Consider the following 14,187-nt stretch of genomic DNA (forward strand, 5'->3'; position numbering starts at 1 on the left):
CTACGGGAAGCAAGTAAAACGCCCGTCCGGGTTACCCGGACGGGCATTTTACCTGTTTTCTTGCGTGTGCCTATTTCTTGCCGAGGAAGATCGGGTTGGTGAGCGCCGCCATGGGGCCCAACAGGAGAGCCGTTCCCATCGCCGTCCCGTTGCTGGCCGTGCCGTCGGGCATCGGGTGGCGGACTTCGGCCCGCACGTAGGCGGCGAGCTGCGGAGTGGTCAGCCAGGTGCTGGTGCCCTCGCCGGAGGCCGGGAGCGTAACCTGCTGGGTCTGGCCTTCATCCGTGATGAACCGGACCACTCCGTTCGGCACACCGGAGATCTTCGCCGTGACCGTAACGCGGGCATCCGCGGCCGCCTCGAGGCGTTCCCCGACGCCGGCGCTGCTGCCACCGGATGCAACACCGAAGTCGAGGGAGATATCCGCCGATTCCGCGATCCAGCTCCGGCCGTTGCGGATGCCCTCGAGCAGGGCGTCCCGGGACAATGCCGAGGCGTTGACCACATTGTGGGGGAAGCCTATGACCTGGGGGACGCTGTGGGCGTCGCTGTTGCCCATGGCCGGAAGCCAGCGGCCGCCGGTACGCACCGAGTGGGCCAGCATGGAGTCCCACGAGTTGATGGCGTACTCGTCGTCGGCTGTCCAGGGGCCGGTCCACACCTCGACGGCGTCGGCGTCGTCGTACCCGAACTTCCACCGGCAGGCGACGTAGGGGCAGAACGGGTGGGCCGGGACCACGATGCCGCCCGAGGCATGGATCCGCTGGGACTCCTGCTCGAAGCCCTTGTCCCGGGCCCGGTAGCGCCAGTCGATCCAATCGCCCGGCTCGAGGCCGAGGGCAAGGTAATGGCCGTTCCGGGTGGTGACTTCCTCGCCCGTGAGGATGAGCAGGTCATTGCCCGCCAGCGGCCCCCATGAGCCGTGTGACGCCGGGGTGTTGTGGTCGGTGCTGATCATGAAGTCCAGGCGCGCGGCGCGGGCTCCGGCAGCAACTTCGGCGGGAGTGCGCTTGCCGTCGGAGTACACGGTGTGCAGGTGGGCGTCTCCCCGGTACCACCCGGCGCCGCGGCCGGCGATCTGCTGCGCCGGGTACTGCGGGCGGAAGGGTGCGCCGTCGGGTCCGTAATCCAGGGTGACGTTTACGGTGTAATCCATGCCCTGTTCTGCCACCTGGTAGGGGCCCAGGGCGATGTTCCACGTGCCCTTGCCGACGGGGCCGGGCAGGTATCCAGGGGTGGCCTCGGCGGCGCTGATGAAGAATTCGGTGCGGAACCCGCCGGACCAGCCGCGGAAGCCCTTCCCTGCCAGCTCCGTTCCCTTTTCGTCGAACACCCCGATGTCGCACGCGTTGCTTAGGAGCCCGGAGGTGACGGCCGGCTTGCTGTAGGTGTAGGAGACGCTGATCTTGTTGACTCCGGCCGGAACCTCAACCGGCAGGTACACGAAGTCCGCCGCACCTGGGTCAAGGTGTCCGGTGATGGTCTTCGTTTTGGTGCTGCCGTTCTCTGCAGCCGCGAAGCTCATGGGCGCCAGGGTGATGGCTGCACCGGTGAGTGCCGCGGCCAGGAACCCGCGGCGGCTTGGCGATAGGGGAACACTGTTTGCCTCGTGGGCTTTACATGGTGAATTCACCGGCCCAATGCTCATGAACCGGACTGAACGGAAGGCATCCGCAACCGAAACAGGACGTGAAATCAGCCTAAGCCTTCGAAGTCAGTAAGAACCTTCACCTTGTCAGCGGAGGCAGACGTGGGATCGAACGTGTAGCCGATCCAGTCCCGCGCCAGCCGGCGGGCAAGCTCCAGCCCCACCACCCGCTGGCCCATCGTCAGGACCTGACAGTCGTTGGAAAGCACGGAACGCTCCACGCTGAACGAGTCATGGGCCGTGGTGGCCCGGATGCCGTCCACCTTGTTGGCTGCGATGGCCACGCCGATGCCCGTGCCGCAGAACAGGATGGCCCGGTCCGCATGTCCGTCCCGGATCATCTCTCCGGCAGCGATACCGACGTAGGGGTAGGGCCTGGTGAACTGCTCGGCGTCATCGCCGCGGTTGACGCCGATGTCGATGACCTCCCCGATCCGGGGATCGCCCTGGAGATCCGCCATGATCCGGTCTTTGTAGTCGACGCCTGCCTCGTCCGAGCCCACGATGACCCTGAGTCCGGCGCTCATGACCGCGCTCCGGCCGGCTGACGGGCAGGGGCCAGGTGCGGCCCCATTACTGTGAAGATCATCGCCAGGGACGTGGCTCCCGGATCCGGAGTTCCCAGGCTCTTTTCGGCCAGCGGCCGGGCGCGTCCCTTCCGGGGGCGCAGGGCAGCGGTGGCTTTTGCGGCTGCGGCGGCTGCCGCGGCTGCTTCGGACCAGCTCCGGCCGACGTCGGTTCCTGCCGCAGTGAGCCTGCAGAACGTTCCGGCGAACGGGACCAGCGCATCCACCATGGTCTTGTCCCCCACTTCCGCCTTGCCCAGCTCAGCGATCCGGCCCGCAAATGACGTCACGGCGGAGGCGAGCTCCTCCGCGCCGGGCGCCTGCTCGTTCCCGACGGACTCGCCGAATGCCCTGAGGCCGGCGCCCCACAGCACGCCGGAGGTTCCGCCGGCGTTATCCGCCCACGCGTCCCCGGCGGAGGCCAGCACGGAGCCAGCTCCGGCACCGCGCGACGCGGCCTCCGTGGCCGCGGTGCAGGCGGCGTCGATCCCGCGGACCATGCCCCGGCCGTGATCGCCGTCGCCGGCAATGGCGTCGAGGTCCCCCAGAGTCTTCTCGGCCTCGTGCAGTGCCTCGCGGGTGGCATGGAGCGCGGCCACGCAGCTGCGCGCGTAGTAGGCCGAGGCCTCGGTTGCCGAGAAAGTCTCCGTGGCCGCGGCGTCGTCGAACGAATTCTCTTCCGCCGCCTCCCCCGCCTGGGGGGCGGCGTTGCCGCGCCTGTATGCGGGGGTTTCGGCGGGAGCGGTCCAGAGTGGTTCGAGTTCCTCGTCCAGCCAGGTGACGGTCAGTGAGACGCCGGCCATGTCCAGGCTGGTGACCAGTTCGCCCACCTCGGGCATCACCAGCGTGTAGCCCGCTGCGCGCAGCAGGGGCGCCACCGTCAGCCACAGCACGAACAGCTCCTCCTGTTTCGTGGAGCCAAGCCCGTTCAGGAGCACCGCGATCCTGCGGCTGGCACCGTGCGGCGTCTCTGCGAGCACCCGGGACACGAGTTCCCGGCCAAGTTCCCTGGCCGGCGGCAGCTCGGTGTCGAAAAGCCCGGGCTCCCCGTGGATTCCCAGGCCGAGCCCCATCTGCTTGTCCGCAAGGGTAAACAGCGGCGCGTCGGCACCGGGGAACGTGCACCCGCTGAAGGCGCTGCCGATGCTGCGCGTGAGGTCGTTGGCCCTCCGTCCCAGGCGAACGACGTCGGCAAGGCCGGCACCCGCCTCGGCAGCGGCGCCCATGATTTTGAAAACGGTGAAGTCTCCGGCGATGCCCCGGCGCTTCTCCGATTCCGACGGCGGGGCGCTGGCGATGTCGTCCATCACCAGCACGTTCTCCACCGGTATCCCCTCCGCGGCCAGCCGTTCGCTGGCCATGCCGAAGTTCATCACGTCGCCTGCGTAGTTGCCGTAGGTGAACACCACACCGGCCCCGCTGTCGGCGGCCTTGGCCACCGAGTATGCCTGCTGCGCGGAGGGTGAGGTGAAGATGTTGCCAACGACGGCGCCGTCGGCCAGTCCGGTGCCGATCAGACCGGCGAAGGCCGGGTAGTGGCCGGAACCGCCGCCGGCGAGGACAGCCACCTTGGGCTTGGCGGGGCGGTTGCGGCGCACAGCCCCGCCGGGAACCTGGCGGACCAGGTTGGCGTGGACGTCGCAGAACCCGGCGAGGGCTTCCTCGGCAAAGGCGGAGGGATCGTTGAAAATTCTTGTCATGATGGGCTCTCTAAGCTGCGCTCGGTCTTTTGAATGGCGAGACTGCTAGTGGATGTGGCTTCCGCCGTTGATGTCGATGGTGGTTCCCGTGAGGTAGGCCGATTCCTCGGAGGACAGGAAGGTGATGACGGCGGCGATTTCTTCGGTGGTGGCGTTGCGGCCCAGGGGAATCCCGGCGTTGATGGCGGCCTCCTGCTCCTCCGTGCTGCCCACACGGATGTTGGTGTCCACGGCGCCCGGGGTGATGGCGTTGACGGTGACGCCCGTGGCGCCGATTTCGCGGGCCAGGGCCTTGGTGAAGCCGAGGATGGCGGCCTTGGCTGCGGAATAAGGCACCTTGCCGAACACGCCGCCGCCGCGCTGGGCGGAGACAGAGGACATGTTGACGATCCGGCCCCAGCCATTGGCGATCATGTCCGGGAGGAACGCCTTGGTGACCAGGTAGGTGCCGGTGGCGTTCACGTCCATCACTTTGTGCCAGAGTTCCAAGGTGGTTTCCAGGAAAGGAACCGGCGAGGTGATGCCGGCGATGTTGGCCACGGCGCCGACGGCGGGAAGGTTGCCTGCGCCGACTTCTGCGGCCACTGCCTTGTACGCAGCGTTGACGGAGTCTTCAATGGCGACGTCGATCTCGTGGCCGAAGGCGGGGACGTTGAATTCGTTGCCGATTTCCGCGGCGACCTTGGCGGACTTCTCGCCGTCGAGGTCCAGGATCACCACGCCCCAGCCCTGGCTGGCGTAGCGGCGTGCGGTGGTGATGCCGATGCCCCGGTCCGAGGTGGCCCCGGTGAGGACGGCGGTGCGCTGGATGGTGCTGGTCATGGTGATGCTCCTTGGATTGCTTGGTGGTGGTTCGGAGAGTGGATTAGATGAGGTCCGTGATGAAGCTGGCAGCCTTGGCGGCGGCCGCCGGGCGTTCCTCGTGGGTGACGTCCCGGGTTTCCAGTTCCAGCGAGAAGTGGCCGGTGTAGCCCCGGGCCGCGAGCGAGCGCAGCCCGGCGGCAAAGTCCGCGTGGCCGTTTCCAATGCTGAGGTTGATGTTGCCCGGCACGGCATCCCGGAGGTGGACGTGGGCAACGCGGCCGTCGTGGCGTTCAAGGTATTCGAGCGGGTCCTCGCCTGCGGCGACGATGTGGCTGAAGTCCATAACGATCCCCACGCCGGAACCGGCCAGCCGGTTGGCAAGCAGTTCGGCGCGTTCCAGGTTCCAGCAGAACCTCAGGAAGTGCAGGGACTCGGTCCAGAGTTCGACGCCGAACTCCGCCGCCCGCTGTCCGGCGTGGATTAGCTGGGCTGCGATGGTGTCCAGGTCCTCGTCGAGGCCCCGGACCGGTTCATGGCCCAGAGCGCCGCATGGAAGCACCAGCGCCTTTGCACCCGTGTTGGCCGTGAGGGTGAGCAGGGCCTCCAGGTGCCGTTCGCGGGCGGCCTGCCGGCCGTCGTCGAGCACTGCATTCAGGTCCCCGATGTCACCGTTGACCGACCGGACCCGCAACCCCGAGGCGGCAACCTCGGCGGTGACGGCCTTGACGGCGCCGGCATCGAGTTCATAGGGAACGTGGTCGCAGACACCGGGCAGGGCGCCCAGGTCGATCTCCTCGAAGCCCAGGCCGCCGATGGTCCGCAGGGCCGCACCCAGGCCCTGGTGGCGGAAGCTGATGGACGAGCAGCCGAGTCGGGAGTTGAACATCTTCGTTGATCCTCTGGTAGTGCCCAGGGCTTGGTGCGCCCGGGACGTAGTGATGGATACCACAGTACAAAAGTCGACTGTCAACAGTCAACCCTTGAAGTTGACTGTTGACAGAAGCGCATGGCGCAGGTCACACTGGCGTATCATTTGTTAACAGTCGACAGTGCTGACGCCGAGTGCGGCAGTAGCTATTCGAAAGGGATTCACCAATGAGCAAAGAAGCTCTGACCATGCGCGGTCCGGTCCACGGCACCAAGGACGCGAGGCGGGTTGCGATCGGCTCGAGCGTCGGCGCAGTCATCGAGACCTATGACTTCATCGGCTTCGGCACAGCTGCCGCCCTGTACTTCGGTACAGCGTTCTTCCCCACAGGGGACCCCGTCACGGGAACACTGGCGGCGTTCGCCACCCTGGGCGTCGGCTTTGCCGCACGGCCCATCGGCGGCATCATCGGCGGCCACCTTGGCGACAAACTCGGCCGCAAGCCGGTCCTGGTGGCCTCGCTGATCCTGATGGGCATCGCCACCTTCGTGATCGGCCTGCTGCCCACGTACGGCCAGGTGGGCCTGCTGGCCCCCGCACTGCTCGTGTTCGTCCGCATCGTCCAGGGCCTGGCCTTCGGCGCGGAGTGGGGCGGCGCGATCCTGATGAGCTACGAGCACGCTCCCTGGAAATCAAAGGGCAAATACACCGGAATGGTGCAGGCCGGCTTCCCCGTGGGCCTGCTGCTGGCCAACCTCGTGTTCCTGGTCAGCGTCCAGCTCGGCGGTGAACTGGCATGGCGCATTCCGTTCCTCGCCAGCATCCTGCTGGTGGCCGTGGGCCTTGTCATCCGTTCCAAGGTCCCTGAGTCCCCCGTGTTCGACGAGGTCAAGGACAGCGGAGCAATCGTGAAGTCGCCCATCGTCGAGGTCCTGAAAACCGACTGGCGCAACATCGTCAAGGGCATCGGCCTCCGCATCGCCGAGACCGCCGGCTACGCCGTGTCCATCACCTACATGATTTCCTACCTCAACAGCCAGCACCTGGCCGACAAGACCCAGACGCTTGTGGCCCTGTGCATCGCATCGGCCATCGGCATTGTGGCCACCCAGGCGTGGGCCCGCCTGACAGACAGAATCGGACGCCGCCCCCTCTACATCTGGTCCTGCGCGTTCGCCGTCCTGTTCGCCGTGCCGATGTTCCTGCTGGTTAACACCGGCCTGTTCATCTTCATCATCGCCACCTTGGTGATCTCCTACGCCGTCTGCCAGAACTCCCTCGCCGGCGCCCAGGGCCCATGGTTCCCGGAGCTCTTCCAAGCCAAGACCCGCGCCTCCGGCGCCTCGCTGGCCTACCAGATCTCGGCAATGGTGTCCGGCTTCACCCCGTTCATCACCACGCTGCTCTTCGTCAGCCTCGGCTGGATGGGCCCGGCACTGCTCTTCGGCCTCTACGCGGCAATCGGGCTCTGGGCCGCCGTCGCCACCCGCGAAACCTGGGGCAAGCGCGAGCGTGCCTTTGCAGATGAAGCCACCAAAAGCACCCCCCAAGAGGTGACCGTCTAATGACAGCCATCCAGGAAACACACAACCCCGCACGGACCTCCGGCGAGGCGCCCCACGACCGGACGGCACGGGTGGCTGCCGCCGCCTACCGCATCCGTCACCACGCCCTGAACATGGGCGAAGTCCAGGGACAGGGCTACGTGGGCCAGGCGCTCGGCGCGGCGGACATGCTGGCCGCCGTCTATGCGGACCAGCTCCGCTTCCAGGCCGCTGACCCGGAATGGGAAGGGCGGGACCGCTTCCTGCTCTCCACCGGCCACTACGCGATCGGACACTACGCGGCGCTGGCCGAAGCCGGGATCGTGCCGGTGGAGGAACTGCAGACCTACGGCTCGGACGACTCCCGGTTGCCGATGTCCGGGATGTCCACGTACACCCCGGGGATGGAGATCTCCGGCGGGTCCCTGGGCCACGGCCTCACCATCGCGGTGGGCATGGCGCTGGGCCTGCGGTACCAGGGGTCCGGATCGAGGGTCTACAACTTCCTCTCCGACGGCGAACTGGATGAAGGCTCCACCTGGGAGGCCGCCATGGGCGCGCACCACCACCGGCTTGGCAACCTCACCGCCATGGTGGATATCAACGCCCTGCAGGCCGACGGTAAAACGGACACCGTTCTCCGCACCGAACCCGTAACGGAGAAGTGGGAATCCTTCGGCTGGTACACCCAGCGGGTGGACGGGAACGACGTCGGCGCGCTGCTGGCGGCGTTCGACAACGCAGCCGCCCAGGCGGCCGCCGTCGGACGTCCTTCCGTGATTCTGTGCGACACGAAGGTGGGCCGGGGAGTACCGCTGCTCGAAGAGCGCGAGAAGGCCCACTTTATGCGCATCGAGGAACACGAATGGCAGCAATGCCGCGAACAACTGAGCGCAGGATTCGAAGGAAAGGCAAGCCGATGAGCACCGCTGCTTTGAAGGGCACCGCCCCCAAGCTGAAGACCTCGGCCATGATCGCGTCCTTCGCCGATCCCGGCCAGAAGACCGCCTCCGCGCCGTTCGGGCACGCACTCGTGAAGGCCGCGCAGGAGAACGACAAGATCGTTGGCCTCACTGCGGACCTGGGCAAATACACGGATATGCACATCTTCGCGCAGGCCTTCCCGGAGCGCTTCTTCCAGATGGGCATGGCCGAACAACTGCTCTTCGGGGCAGCGGCGGGACTGGCCGAGACCGGCCTGGTGCCCTTCGCGTCCACGTACTCCGTGTTCGCGGCACGGCGGGCATATGACTTCCTCTGCCTGGACAGCGCCGAACCCAACCTCAATGTGAACATCGTGGGCGGACTGCCGGGCCTGACCACCGGCTACGGGCCCAGCCACCAGGCCACCGAGGACATGGCGATCTTTCGTGGCATGCCCAACCTGACCATCGTGGACCCCTGCGACTCGATCGATATTGAACAGGCCGTCCCCCAGCTCGCGGCCAGTGAGGGACCAACGTACCTGCGCCTGCTGCGCGGCAATGTGCCCACCGTGCTGGACGAATACGGCTATTCCTTCGAGCTCGGCAAGGCCAAGGTGCTGCGCGGTGGCAACGACGTCGTCTTCATCTCCAGCGGATTGATGACCATGCGGGCGCTCCAGGCCGCCAAGGCGCTGGCCGAACACAACGTGGACGTCTCCGTGGTGCACACCCCCACCATCAAGCCGTTCGACGCGGCGACGGTGCTGGCCGAGATCGACACGGACCGGCTCGCCGTGACCCTTGAAAACCACAGCGTGGTGGGCGGCCTGTTCGAAACAGTCGCCTCCGCCGTGGTCACCGCGGGACTCGGCAAGCGGGTGGTCCCGGTGGCACTTCCGGATGCGTTCCTCGACGCCGGGGCCCTGCCCACCCTGCACGAGCGCTACGGCCTCTCCGTGCAAAGGATCGTGGCAAAAGTCCTGGCCGAACTCGGCTAGCGGACGCAGCGGCGGAAGCGCGGAGCGGCACAAGCCGTTTCCGCGCTTCTGCCGTAACATCAACAGTTAACACACCGACTGTAAACAGTCGACCATTGACATTGAGGACGTAATATCATGGCCGGAGCAACAGCACCCCTGTTGGGACTGCAGAAGAAGAGCCTGCGCGAGCAGGCCCTTTCCGCGCTGCGCAGCGCCATCACCAGCGGCGAGCTGGAGCCCGGCCGGCACCTGGTGGAAACCGAACTCTCGGACATGCTTCAGATCAGCCGGGGAACCCTGCGGGAGGCGTTGCGCCAGCTTGAGCAGGAAGGCCTGTTGTCAGCGGGGCCGCGGGGCCGCCTTTCCGTCCGGCACCTCGATGCCAAGGAAATCCGGGACATCTACTCCGTCCGTGCGGCATTGGAATCACTGGCTGCCCGCACCTTGTGTGAGCTTCCGGACCGCCAGCACGTGCTCGGTTCGCTGCGCGCGGCCATCGGCGCCATGGAGGCGGCAGCTAAGGGCAGCCTCGAAGAGCGGATCGAATCGGACCTCGAATTCCACCGCACCATGTGCCGGCTTACCGGCAACGAGACGCTGCTGCACTCCTGGGAATCACTGGAAGGCTCCATCCGGATGTCCATCATGTTTGCCGGGCTGGAAAAGGGCGTCTCGAACATGAGCGTGGAACGGCACCACGACATCGTGGCCGCCATCGAAACCGGCGACGCTTCCCTGGCCCGCAAGACCATCCGCGAACACATGGATAGCGCCGCGGACAACCTGGTGGCCTAGGACCGGACCGGCTTAGGACCCGACCGGGGACAGCGCACCGACCAGGCTGAAGAGGTCTTTCGGGTCCTCCGGATTCGCCACCAGGTCGATTTCCATGGAGTAGTCGGTTCCGGCCACGGCGTCGCGCACGTAGCGCAGTGCAGAAAAGTCCTCGATGGCGAAGCCGACGGAGTCAAAGATTGTGATTTGCTCCGCGGACGTGCGGCCCGGGGAATGGTCACCGAGGACCTCCCAGAACTCCGTGACGCCAAAGTCCGGGCCCATCTGCTGGATTTCGCCTTCAATCCGCGTCTGGGGCGCGAATTCCACAAAGACGCTGCCGAGCGTCAGGATGGCGGCGTCCAGTTCAGTCTTTCCCGGGCAGTCACCACCTATGGCGTTCAGGTGGACACCCGGGGCGATGAGGTCTGCGGTCAATATGGTGGCGTTCGCCTTGTCCGCGGTGCAGGTGGTAATGATGTCCGCGCCCCGCACCGCGTCCGCGGCCGAGGCGGCCACATTAATGTCGAAGCCGAGCGGGGTGAGATTGCGGATTAGCTTCTCCAGGGCGGCGGGATCGGTGTCCCAGACCCGAAGCGTGGTGATGCCCAAGGCGCTCCGGAAGGCCAGCGCCTGGAACTCGGACTGGCTGCCGGTGCCGATCATGGCCATCATCCGGGAATCAGGGCGGGCGAGTTTCTTCGCCACCATGCCCGAGGTCGCCGCGGTCCGCAGCGCAGTGAGCACCGTCATCTCGGCGAGGAAGGTGGGGTAGCCGTTGTGGACGTCCGAGAGGACGCCGAATGCGGTGACGGTCTGATAGCCCCGTGCCGGGTTGGAGGGGTGGCCGTTGACGTACTTGAAGCCGTAGGTTTCATGGTCGCTGGTGGGCATGAGCTCGATGACTCCGAACGGCGTGTGGCTCGCGACCCTTGGGGTCTTGTCAAAGGATTCCCAACGCCGGAAGTCCTCCTCGAGGTATTGGATCATGCCGGCGATGATGCTCTCAGGTCCTTGGGCCGCGACCCAGCGAACCATGTTGTGGACGTCGACAAAGCGCGTCATGTTGCGCCCCCGTTTCTGTAGTAAACCGCTGTTGGCACCACAGTAGGTTTCTGCGTTATGCAGGCTCAATTCCCAAATAGCACTCTTTTTGTTGAGTGACTGCACATTTTGACGAGCTTCTTAAGGCAATTTGTCGTAACGAACTCCTAGCGGAGGACGGAGCTGAGTAAAAGGCTGGTTTCACTGTTGACGATGCCCTCGATCCCGCGGATCCTCCCCAGGACCTGGTCGAAGCCGAGGAGGCTCTCGGTCCGGAGCTCCGCGACGAGGTCCCAGCCACCGTTCGTGGTGTGCAGGGCCGTGATTTCCGGGAAGCCCCTGAGCTGGCGGATGACCCTGTCCGTGGTTCTGCCTTCCACCGCAATGAGGGCGATGGCGTGGATTGCCAGCGGGTCGAGTTCATCGCGCACCCTGGCAGTGAAGCCCACGATGGTCCCGGATGCGATCAGTCGCTCGAGCCGGCTGTTCACAGTGGCCCGGGCAACATCAAGTTTCCGGGCGAGGCTGGCCACCGAAGCCCTGCCGTCCTCGCGCAGCGCGGAGAGAAGGCGGCGATCAAGGTCAGTGAGTGCTGTCATTCTCACAATGTACACATCGGCTCATAGGTCCCCGTCAGCGATGGCCGCGGCGAAGGCGGTGATATCGGCCGCCCCGGCACTGTTGTCGAAGTCGATGTGGCGGGCGCCCGTCCAATGGCAGGAGTTGGCCTGGGCTCCGGACCAGAACGTCTCCCAATTGGCGAGCTTCCACTCGTCCCTGGGATAGCCCCGGTCGAGGAGCCGCCGCCGGAGGGCGTCACCCGAGAGCCGGACATGTACCACGATCAGCTCGGCCTCGGGCCACTGATGAGCGGCCCGGATCTTGGCCAGGTAGCCGGCATCCGGGAAATATTTCCCGAAAGGGGCATCCAGTACAACGGAGTTGCCCGCCTGGAGGTTGTCCCGGGTGAGGTCAAGGATGGATGCGTACTCCAGCGGCATGATGATGCTCTGGTAGAACTCGTTATTGTCGCGTTCGTTCGGGTCCGAGTTGTTGAGTTTGAGCAACAGCTCCGTGAAGCGGATGGTGGCTGTGTCTTTGTCGATGTAGGCGGCTCCGAACCGTTGCGCGATGAGCCTGCTTACGCTGGACTTGCCCGACCCGGCCGGGCCTATCACAAAGAACACCTTGGGGATGGTTGTTTTCAACTGCCTGTTCTTCCTTGAACCTTGGGGGCTGCAGCTGCCGGTTTGCCGTCCCGGCGGGCGCCAGCGCGGCGCCCGCCGGGACGGTCCGGCAAGGGGTGGGCTCCGGTCAGGCCGTGACGGCCGCGCGGCGGTCCTTCACAAAGATGCCATAGGACAGGGCGCCCACGATCAACAGCGCCCCGCCGATCAGGAACACCAGGGTGTAGTTGCCGCCGGTCTCGGTCAGGATGTACCCCGTCACAATGGGAGCCAGCGCCGCGCCGAGGAAGCCGCCGAAGTTCTGGATGGCGCCGAGGGAGGCCACCTGGTTCGGTTCTGCAATATCTGATGCCAGCGTCCACAGGACTCCGATGGGAACCTGCGCGGCGAAGTAGCCCACGGAGAGCAGGACAATGGCCAGCGCCGGGTTCTCCACGTAGGCCACCGGCAGGACGGCTGCCGCGGCGAGCAGGGCGCCGCCCACGATCGGGATTTTGCGGGCGGTGACAGTGCGGACTCCGCGTTTGATCAACTTGCCGGAGATTATGCCGCCGGCCAGTACACCGATGATGCCGCAGAGGAACGGCAGCCCGGCCAGCCAGCCGATCTGGCTGAGGCTGAATCCGCGCGCTGTCTGCAGGTAGCTCGGCAGCCAGGTGAGGTAGACCCACACCGTGTAGAAGATTCCGAACGCGCCCAGGACCATGAACCAGGTGTTCTTCTGTTTGAGCAGTTCGCCCCAGCCTGCCGGCTTTTCCGCCGGCTCGGACTGCTCCTCGAACTCGGCGCCCTTGATGATGAACTGTTCCTTCATGGTGGGGTCGCGGTAAATCCGGAGCCAGACCAGGGCGATGACAATTCCGAGTCCGCCGATGACGACGAACATGCCCCGCCAGGACATGGTGAGCATCAGGAACGTCAGCAGCGGCGGTGCAATCGCGTTGGCAATCTGTGAACCGGTGTTAACGATCGAGACAGGAAGCGCACGCTCCGCTTTGTTGAACCAGCGGTCGGCCACCTTGAGGCCCGAGGTGAAGAAGGGCGACTCCGCGATGCCCAGCGCCACGCGAGCGGCATAGAGGAACCCGAAGGAATTGGCGAGCGAGGAAAGCATGGACACGATGGACCACAGCCCCGCGGCCCAGGCAAACATCCGCTTGGGGCCGAACTTGTCCACGAGGTAGCCGGCGGGAAGGTTGGCGATGGCGTACGGCCAGGAGAAGGCCGAAAGCAGCAATCCCATCTGCAGTGCGTTGAGGCCGAACTCTTTGGCGATGGTGGTGTTCGCGATGCTGAGGTTATTGCGGTCCAGGTAGTTGATGATTCCACCGATGACGAGCAACGCGATCAGGAACCACCTGATCCGCACGCTCTTCAGCGGCCTGGCGTGCGTGGTGTCGGTCTCTGCTGAAGTTTGGCTCATGCAGCTCACTCCTTTGTGTTCTGGGGCGACAGGATCTGTCGGCTTTGGGGTCGGTTCCCGGCGTTAGTGCCGGGCGTCGTTTATTGCCGTGAGGAACGTCCTGGCGGCCCGGGTCACAAGCCCGTAGTCGCCGTCGTTCTGAGCCGCTTTGGTGACGAAGCTGCCGACGCCGACGGCGGTCACGCCGGCTGCGAACCAGGCGCCGACGTTCCCGGGGGTGACTCCACCGGAAGGCATGACAGGAGCCTGGGGCAGGGGCGCCAGGATGGTCTTCACGTAAGCCGGTCCGCCCAGTTCCGCGGGGAACAGCTTGACGATGTCCGCGCCCGCTTCGAGGGTGTTGACGACTTCAGTCGGGGTGAAGGCGCCGCTGGCCGTGACGGCCTGGTACCGGTTGCCGGTGGCGATCATCTTCGGGTTGAGCTGCGGACTGACCAGCAGCCGCGCTCCCGCCGAGATCGCGGCGTAGGCGGCCTCGGCGTCAAGCACTGTGCCGGCTCCCACAACGATCCCCTGGCCGGCGTACTTGTCGGCCAGGCGTTCGATGACGCCGAGCGCGCCGGGAACGGTCAACGGGACTTCGACGGCGCGGACGCCGCCCTCAATGGCGGCCTCCGCTACGCGGTAGGCCTCGTCGGCCGAATCGAGCCGTGCGATGAGCAGGGCGCCGGTGCGGACGATGGTTTCTAAGACTTCAAATTTGTTTAACATCGATTAAGAGAT

14 protein-coding genes are annotated in these 14,187 nt (G+C 65.7%); 4 read left to right on the plus strand and 10 right to left on the minus strand.

Annotated elements, in window-relative coordinates; genetic code table 11:
• Positions 1 to 70: 70 nt before the first annotated feature.
• From ACP4XC_RS21225 to ACP4XC_RS21245, 5 genes are all read right to left on the minus strand, one after another.
• Positions 71 to 1,633 carry a CehA/McbA family metallohydrolase gene (locus ACP4XC_RS21225; RefSeq protein ID WP_427172708.1) on the minus strand — a complete coding sequence of 521 codons (1,563 nt, stop codon included), beginning with the start codon at positions 1,631 to 1,633 and terminating at the stop codon, positions 71 to 73.
• A gap of 62 nt (positions 1,634 to 1,695) precedes the next feature.
• The gene (locus ACP4XC_RS21230; RefSeq protein WP_427172709.1) at positions 1,696 to 2,175 is read right to left on the minus strand and encodes an RpiB/LacA/LacB family sugar-phosphate isomerase; all 480 of its coding nucleotides are present in this window, start codon (positions 2,173 to 2,175) and stop codon (positions 1,696 to 1,698) included.
• Entirely contained in the window at positions 2,172 to 3,914 is a 1,743-nt protein-coding gene (locus tag ACP4XC_RS21235; protein ID WP_427172710.1) for a dihydroxyacetone kinase family protein, read from the minus strand. Before ACP4XC_RS21235 ends, ACP4XC_RS21230 begins: the two co-directional genes overlap by 4 nt.
• Positions 3,915 to 3,959: 45 nt before the next feature.
• Positions 3,960 to 4,736, minus strand: coding sequence for an SDR family NAD(P)-dependent oxidoreductase (locus ACP4XC_RS21240; protein WP_427172711.1), 777 nt, complete (start codon positions 4,734 to 4,736; stop codon positions 3,960 to 3,962).
• A 43-nt stretch (positions 4,737 to 4,779) separates the two neighbouring features.
• Positions 4,780 to 5,604: a sugar phosphate isomerase/epimerase family protein gene (locus tag ACP4XC_RS21245; RefSeq protein WP_427172712.1), complete on the minus strand. Its 825-nt coding sequence runs from the start codon at positions 5,602 to 5,604 to the stop codon at positions 4,780 to 4,782.
• Positions 5,605 to 5,813: 209 nt separating this feature from the next.
• On the opposite strand from ACP4XC_RS21245, the gene ACP4XC_RS21250 reads away from it, so the two are divergent.
• From ACP4XC_RS21250 to ACP4XC_RS21265, 4 genes are all read left to right on the plus strand, one after another.
• Positions 5,814 to 7,151, plus strand: a complete 1,338-nt coding sequence (locus ACP4XC_RS21250; protein ID WP_427172713.1) for an MFS transporter — start codon at positions 5,814 to 5,816, stop codon at positions 7,149 to 7,151.
• On the plus strand, positions 7,151 to 8,053 hold the full coding sequence (locus tag ACP4XC_RS21255; protein WP_427172714.1) for a transketolase: 903 nt from the start codon (positions 7,151 to 7,153) through the stop codon (positions 8,051 to 8,053). The genes ACP4XC_RS21250 and ACP4XC_RS21255 overlap by 1 nt, the downstream gene beginning before the upstream one ends.
• Positions 8,050 to 9,054, plus strand: coding sequence for a transketolase family protein (locus ACP4XC_RS21260; protein WP_427172715.1), 1,005 nt, complete (start codon positions 8,050 to 8,052; stop codon positions 9,052 to 9,054). The genes ACP4XC_RS21255 and ACP4XC_RS21260 overlap by 4 nt, the downstream gene beginning before the upstream one ends.
• A gap of 117 nt (positions 9,055 to 9,171) precedes the next feature.
• Complete coding sequence (locus ACP4XC_RS21265) at positions 9,172 to 9,831, plus strand: GntR family transcriptional regulator (protein WP_427172716.1); 660 nt, start codon at positions 9,172 to 9,174, stop codon at positions 9,829 to 9,831.
• 12 nt (positions 9,832 to 9,843) lie between these two features.
• On the opposite strand, the gene ACP4XC_RS21270 is transcribed toward ACP4XC_RS21265, so the two are convergent.
• The 5 genes from ACP4XC_RS21270 to ACP4XC_RS21290 form a co-directional block, all read right to left on the minus strand.
• Positions 9,844 to 10,875, minus strand: coding sequence for an ornithine cyclodeaminase (locus ACP4XC_RS21270; RefSeq protein ID WP_427172717.1), 1,032 nt, complete (start codon positions 10,873 to 10,875; stop codon positions 9,844 to 9,846).
• Between the two features lie 146 nt (positions 10,876 to 11,021).
• Positions 11,022 to 11,453: an Lrp/AsnC family transcriptional regulator gene (locus ACP4XC_RS21275; protein ID WP_427172718.1), complete on the minus strand. Its 432-nt coding sequence runs from the start codon at positions 11,451 to 11,453 to the stop codon at positions 11,022 to 11,024.
• Positions 11,454 to 11,474: 21 nt separating this feature from the next.
• A complete protein-coding gene (locus tag ACP4XC_RS21280; RefSeq protein WP_427172719.1) occupies positions 11,475 to 12,062 on the minus strand; it encodes an AAA family ATPase in 588 nt (195 codons plus the stop codon).
• A 106-nt stretch (positions 12,063 to 12,168) separates the two neighbouring features.
• On the minus strand, positions 12,169 to 13,464 hold the full coding sequence (locus ACP4XC_RS21285) for an MFS transporter (RefSeq protein ID WP_427172720.1): 1,296 nt from the start codon (positions 13,462 to 13,464) through the stop codon (positions 12,169 to 12,171).
• 63 nt (positions 13,465 to 13,527) lie between these two features.
• Positions 13,528 to 14,175, minus strand: a complete 648-nt coding sequence (locus tag ACP4XC_RS21290; protein ID WP_427172721.1) for a bifunctional 4-hydroxy-2-oxoglutarate aldolase/2-dehydro-3-deoxy-phosphogluconate aldolase — start codon at positions 14,173 to 14,175, stop codon at positions 13,528 to 13,530.
• Positions 14,176 to 14,187 lie beyond the last annotated feature (12 nt).

Origin of the sequence: Arthrobacter sp. 92 (genome assembly GCF_050260325.1) — a bacterium.
Classification (GTDB): Bacteria; Actinomycetota; Actinomycetes; order Actinomycetales; family Micrococcaceae; genus Arthrobacter.

Excerpts from the sequence above, each read along its gene's own strand:
- ACP4XC_RS21270 (WP_427172717.1), bottom strand. The coding sequence starts at position 10,875 with ATGACGCGCTTTGTCGACGTCCACAACATGGTTCGCTGGGTCGCGGCC.
- ACP4XC_RS21250 (WP_427172713.1), top strand. The coding sequence starts at position 5,814 with ATGAGCAAAGAAGCTCTGACCATGCGCGGTCCGGTCCACGGCACCAAG.
- ACP4XC_RS21245 (WP_427172712.1), bottom strand. The coding sequence starts at position 5,604 with ATGTTCAACTCCCGACTCGGCTGCTCGTCCATCAGCTTCCGCCACCAG.
- ACP4XC_RS21240 (WP_427172711.1), bottom strand. The coding sequence starts at position 4,736 with ATGACCAGCACCATCCAGCGCACCGCCGTCCTCACCGGGGCCACCTCG.
- ACP4XC_RS21260 (WP_427172715.1), top strand. The coding sequence starts at position 8,050 with ATGAGCACCGCTGCTTTGAAGGGCACCGCCCCCAAGCTGAAGACCTCG.
- ACP4XC_RS21230 (WP_427172709.1), bottom strand. The coding sequence starts at position 2,175 with ATGAGCGCCGGACTCAGGGTCATCGTGGGCTCGGACGAGGCAGGCGTC.
- ACP4XC_RS21235 (WP_427172710.1), bottom strand. The coding sequence starts at position 3,914 with ATGACAAGAATTTTCAACGATCCCTCCGCCTTTGCCGAGGAAGCCCTC.
- ACP4XC_RS21285 (WP_427172720.1), bottom strand. The coding sequence starts at position 13,464 with ATGAGCCAAACTTCAGCAGAGACCGACACCACGCACGCCAGGCCGCTG.
- ACP4XC_RS21255 (WP_427172714.1), top strand. The coding sequence starts at position 7,151 with ATGACAGCCATCCAGGAAACACACAACCCCGCACGGACCTCCGGCGAG.
- ACP4XC_RS21275 (WP_427172718.1), bottom strand. The coding sequence starts at position 11,453 with ATGACAGCACTCACTGACCTTGATCGCCGCCTTCTCTCCGCGCTGCGC.
- ACP4XC_RS21290 (WP_427172721.1), bottom strand. The coding sequence starts at position 14,175 with ATGTTAAACAAATTTGAAGTCTTAGAAACCATCGTCCGCACCGGCGCC.
- ACP4XC_RS21265 (WP_427172716.1), top strand. The coding sequence starts at position 9,172 with ATGGCCGGAGCAACAGCACCCCTGTTGGGACTGCAGAAGAAGAGCCTG.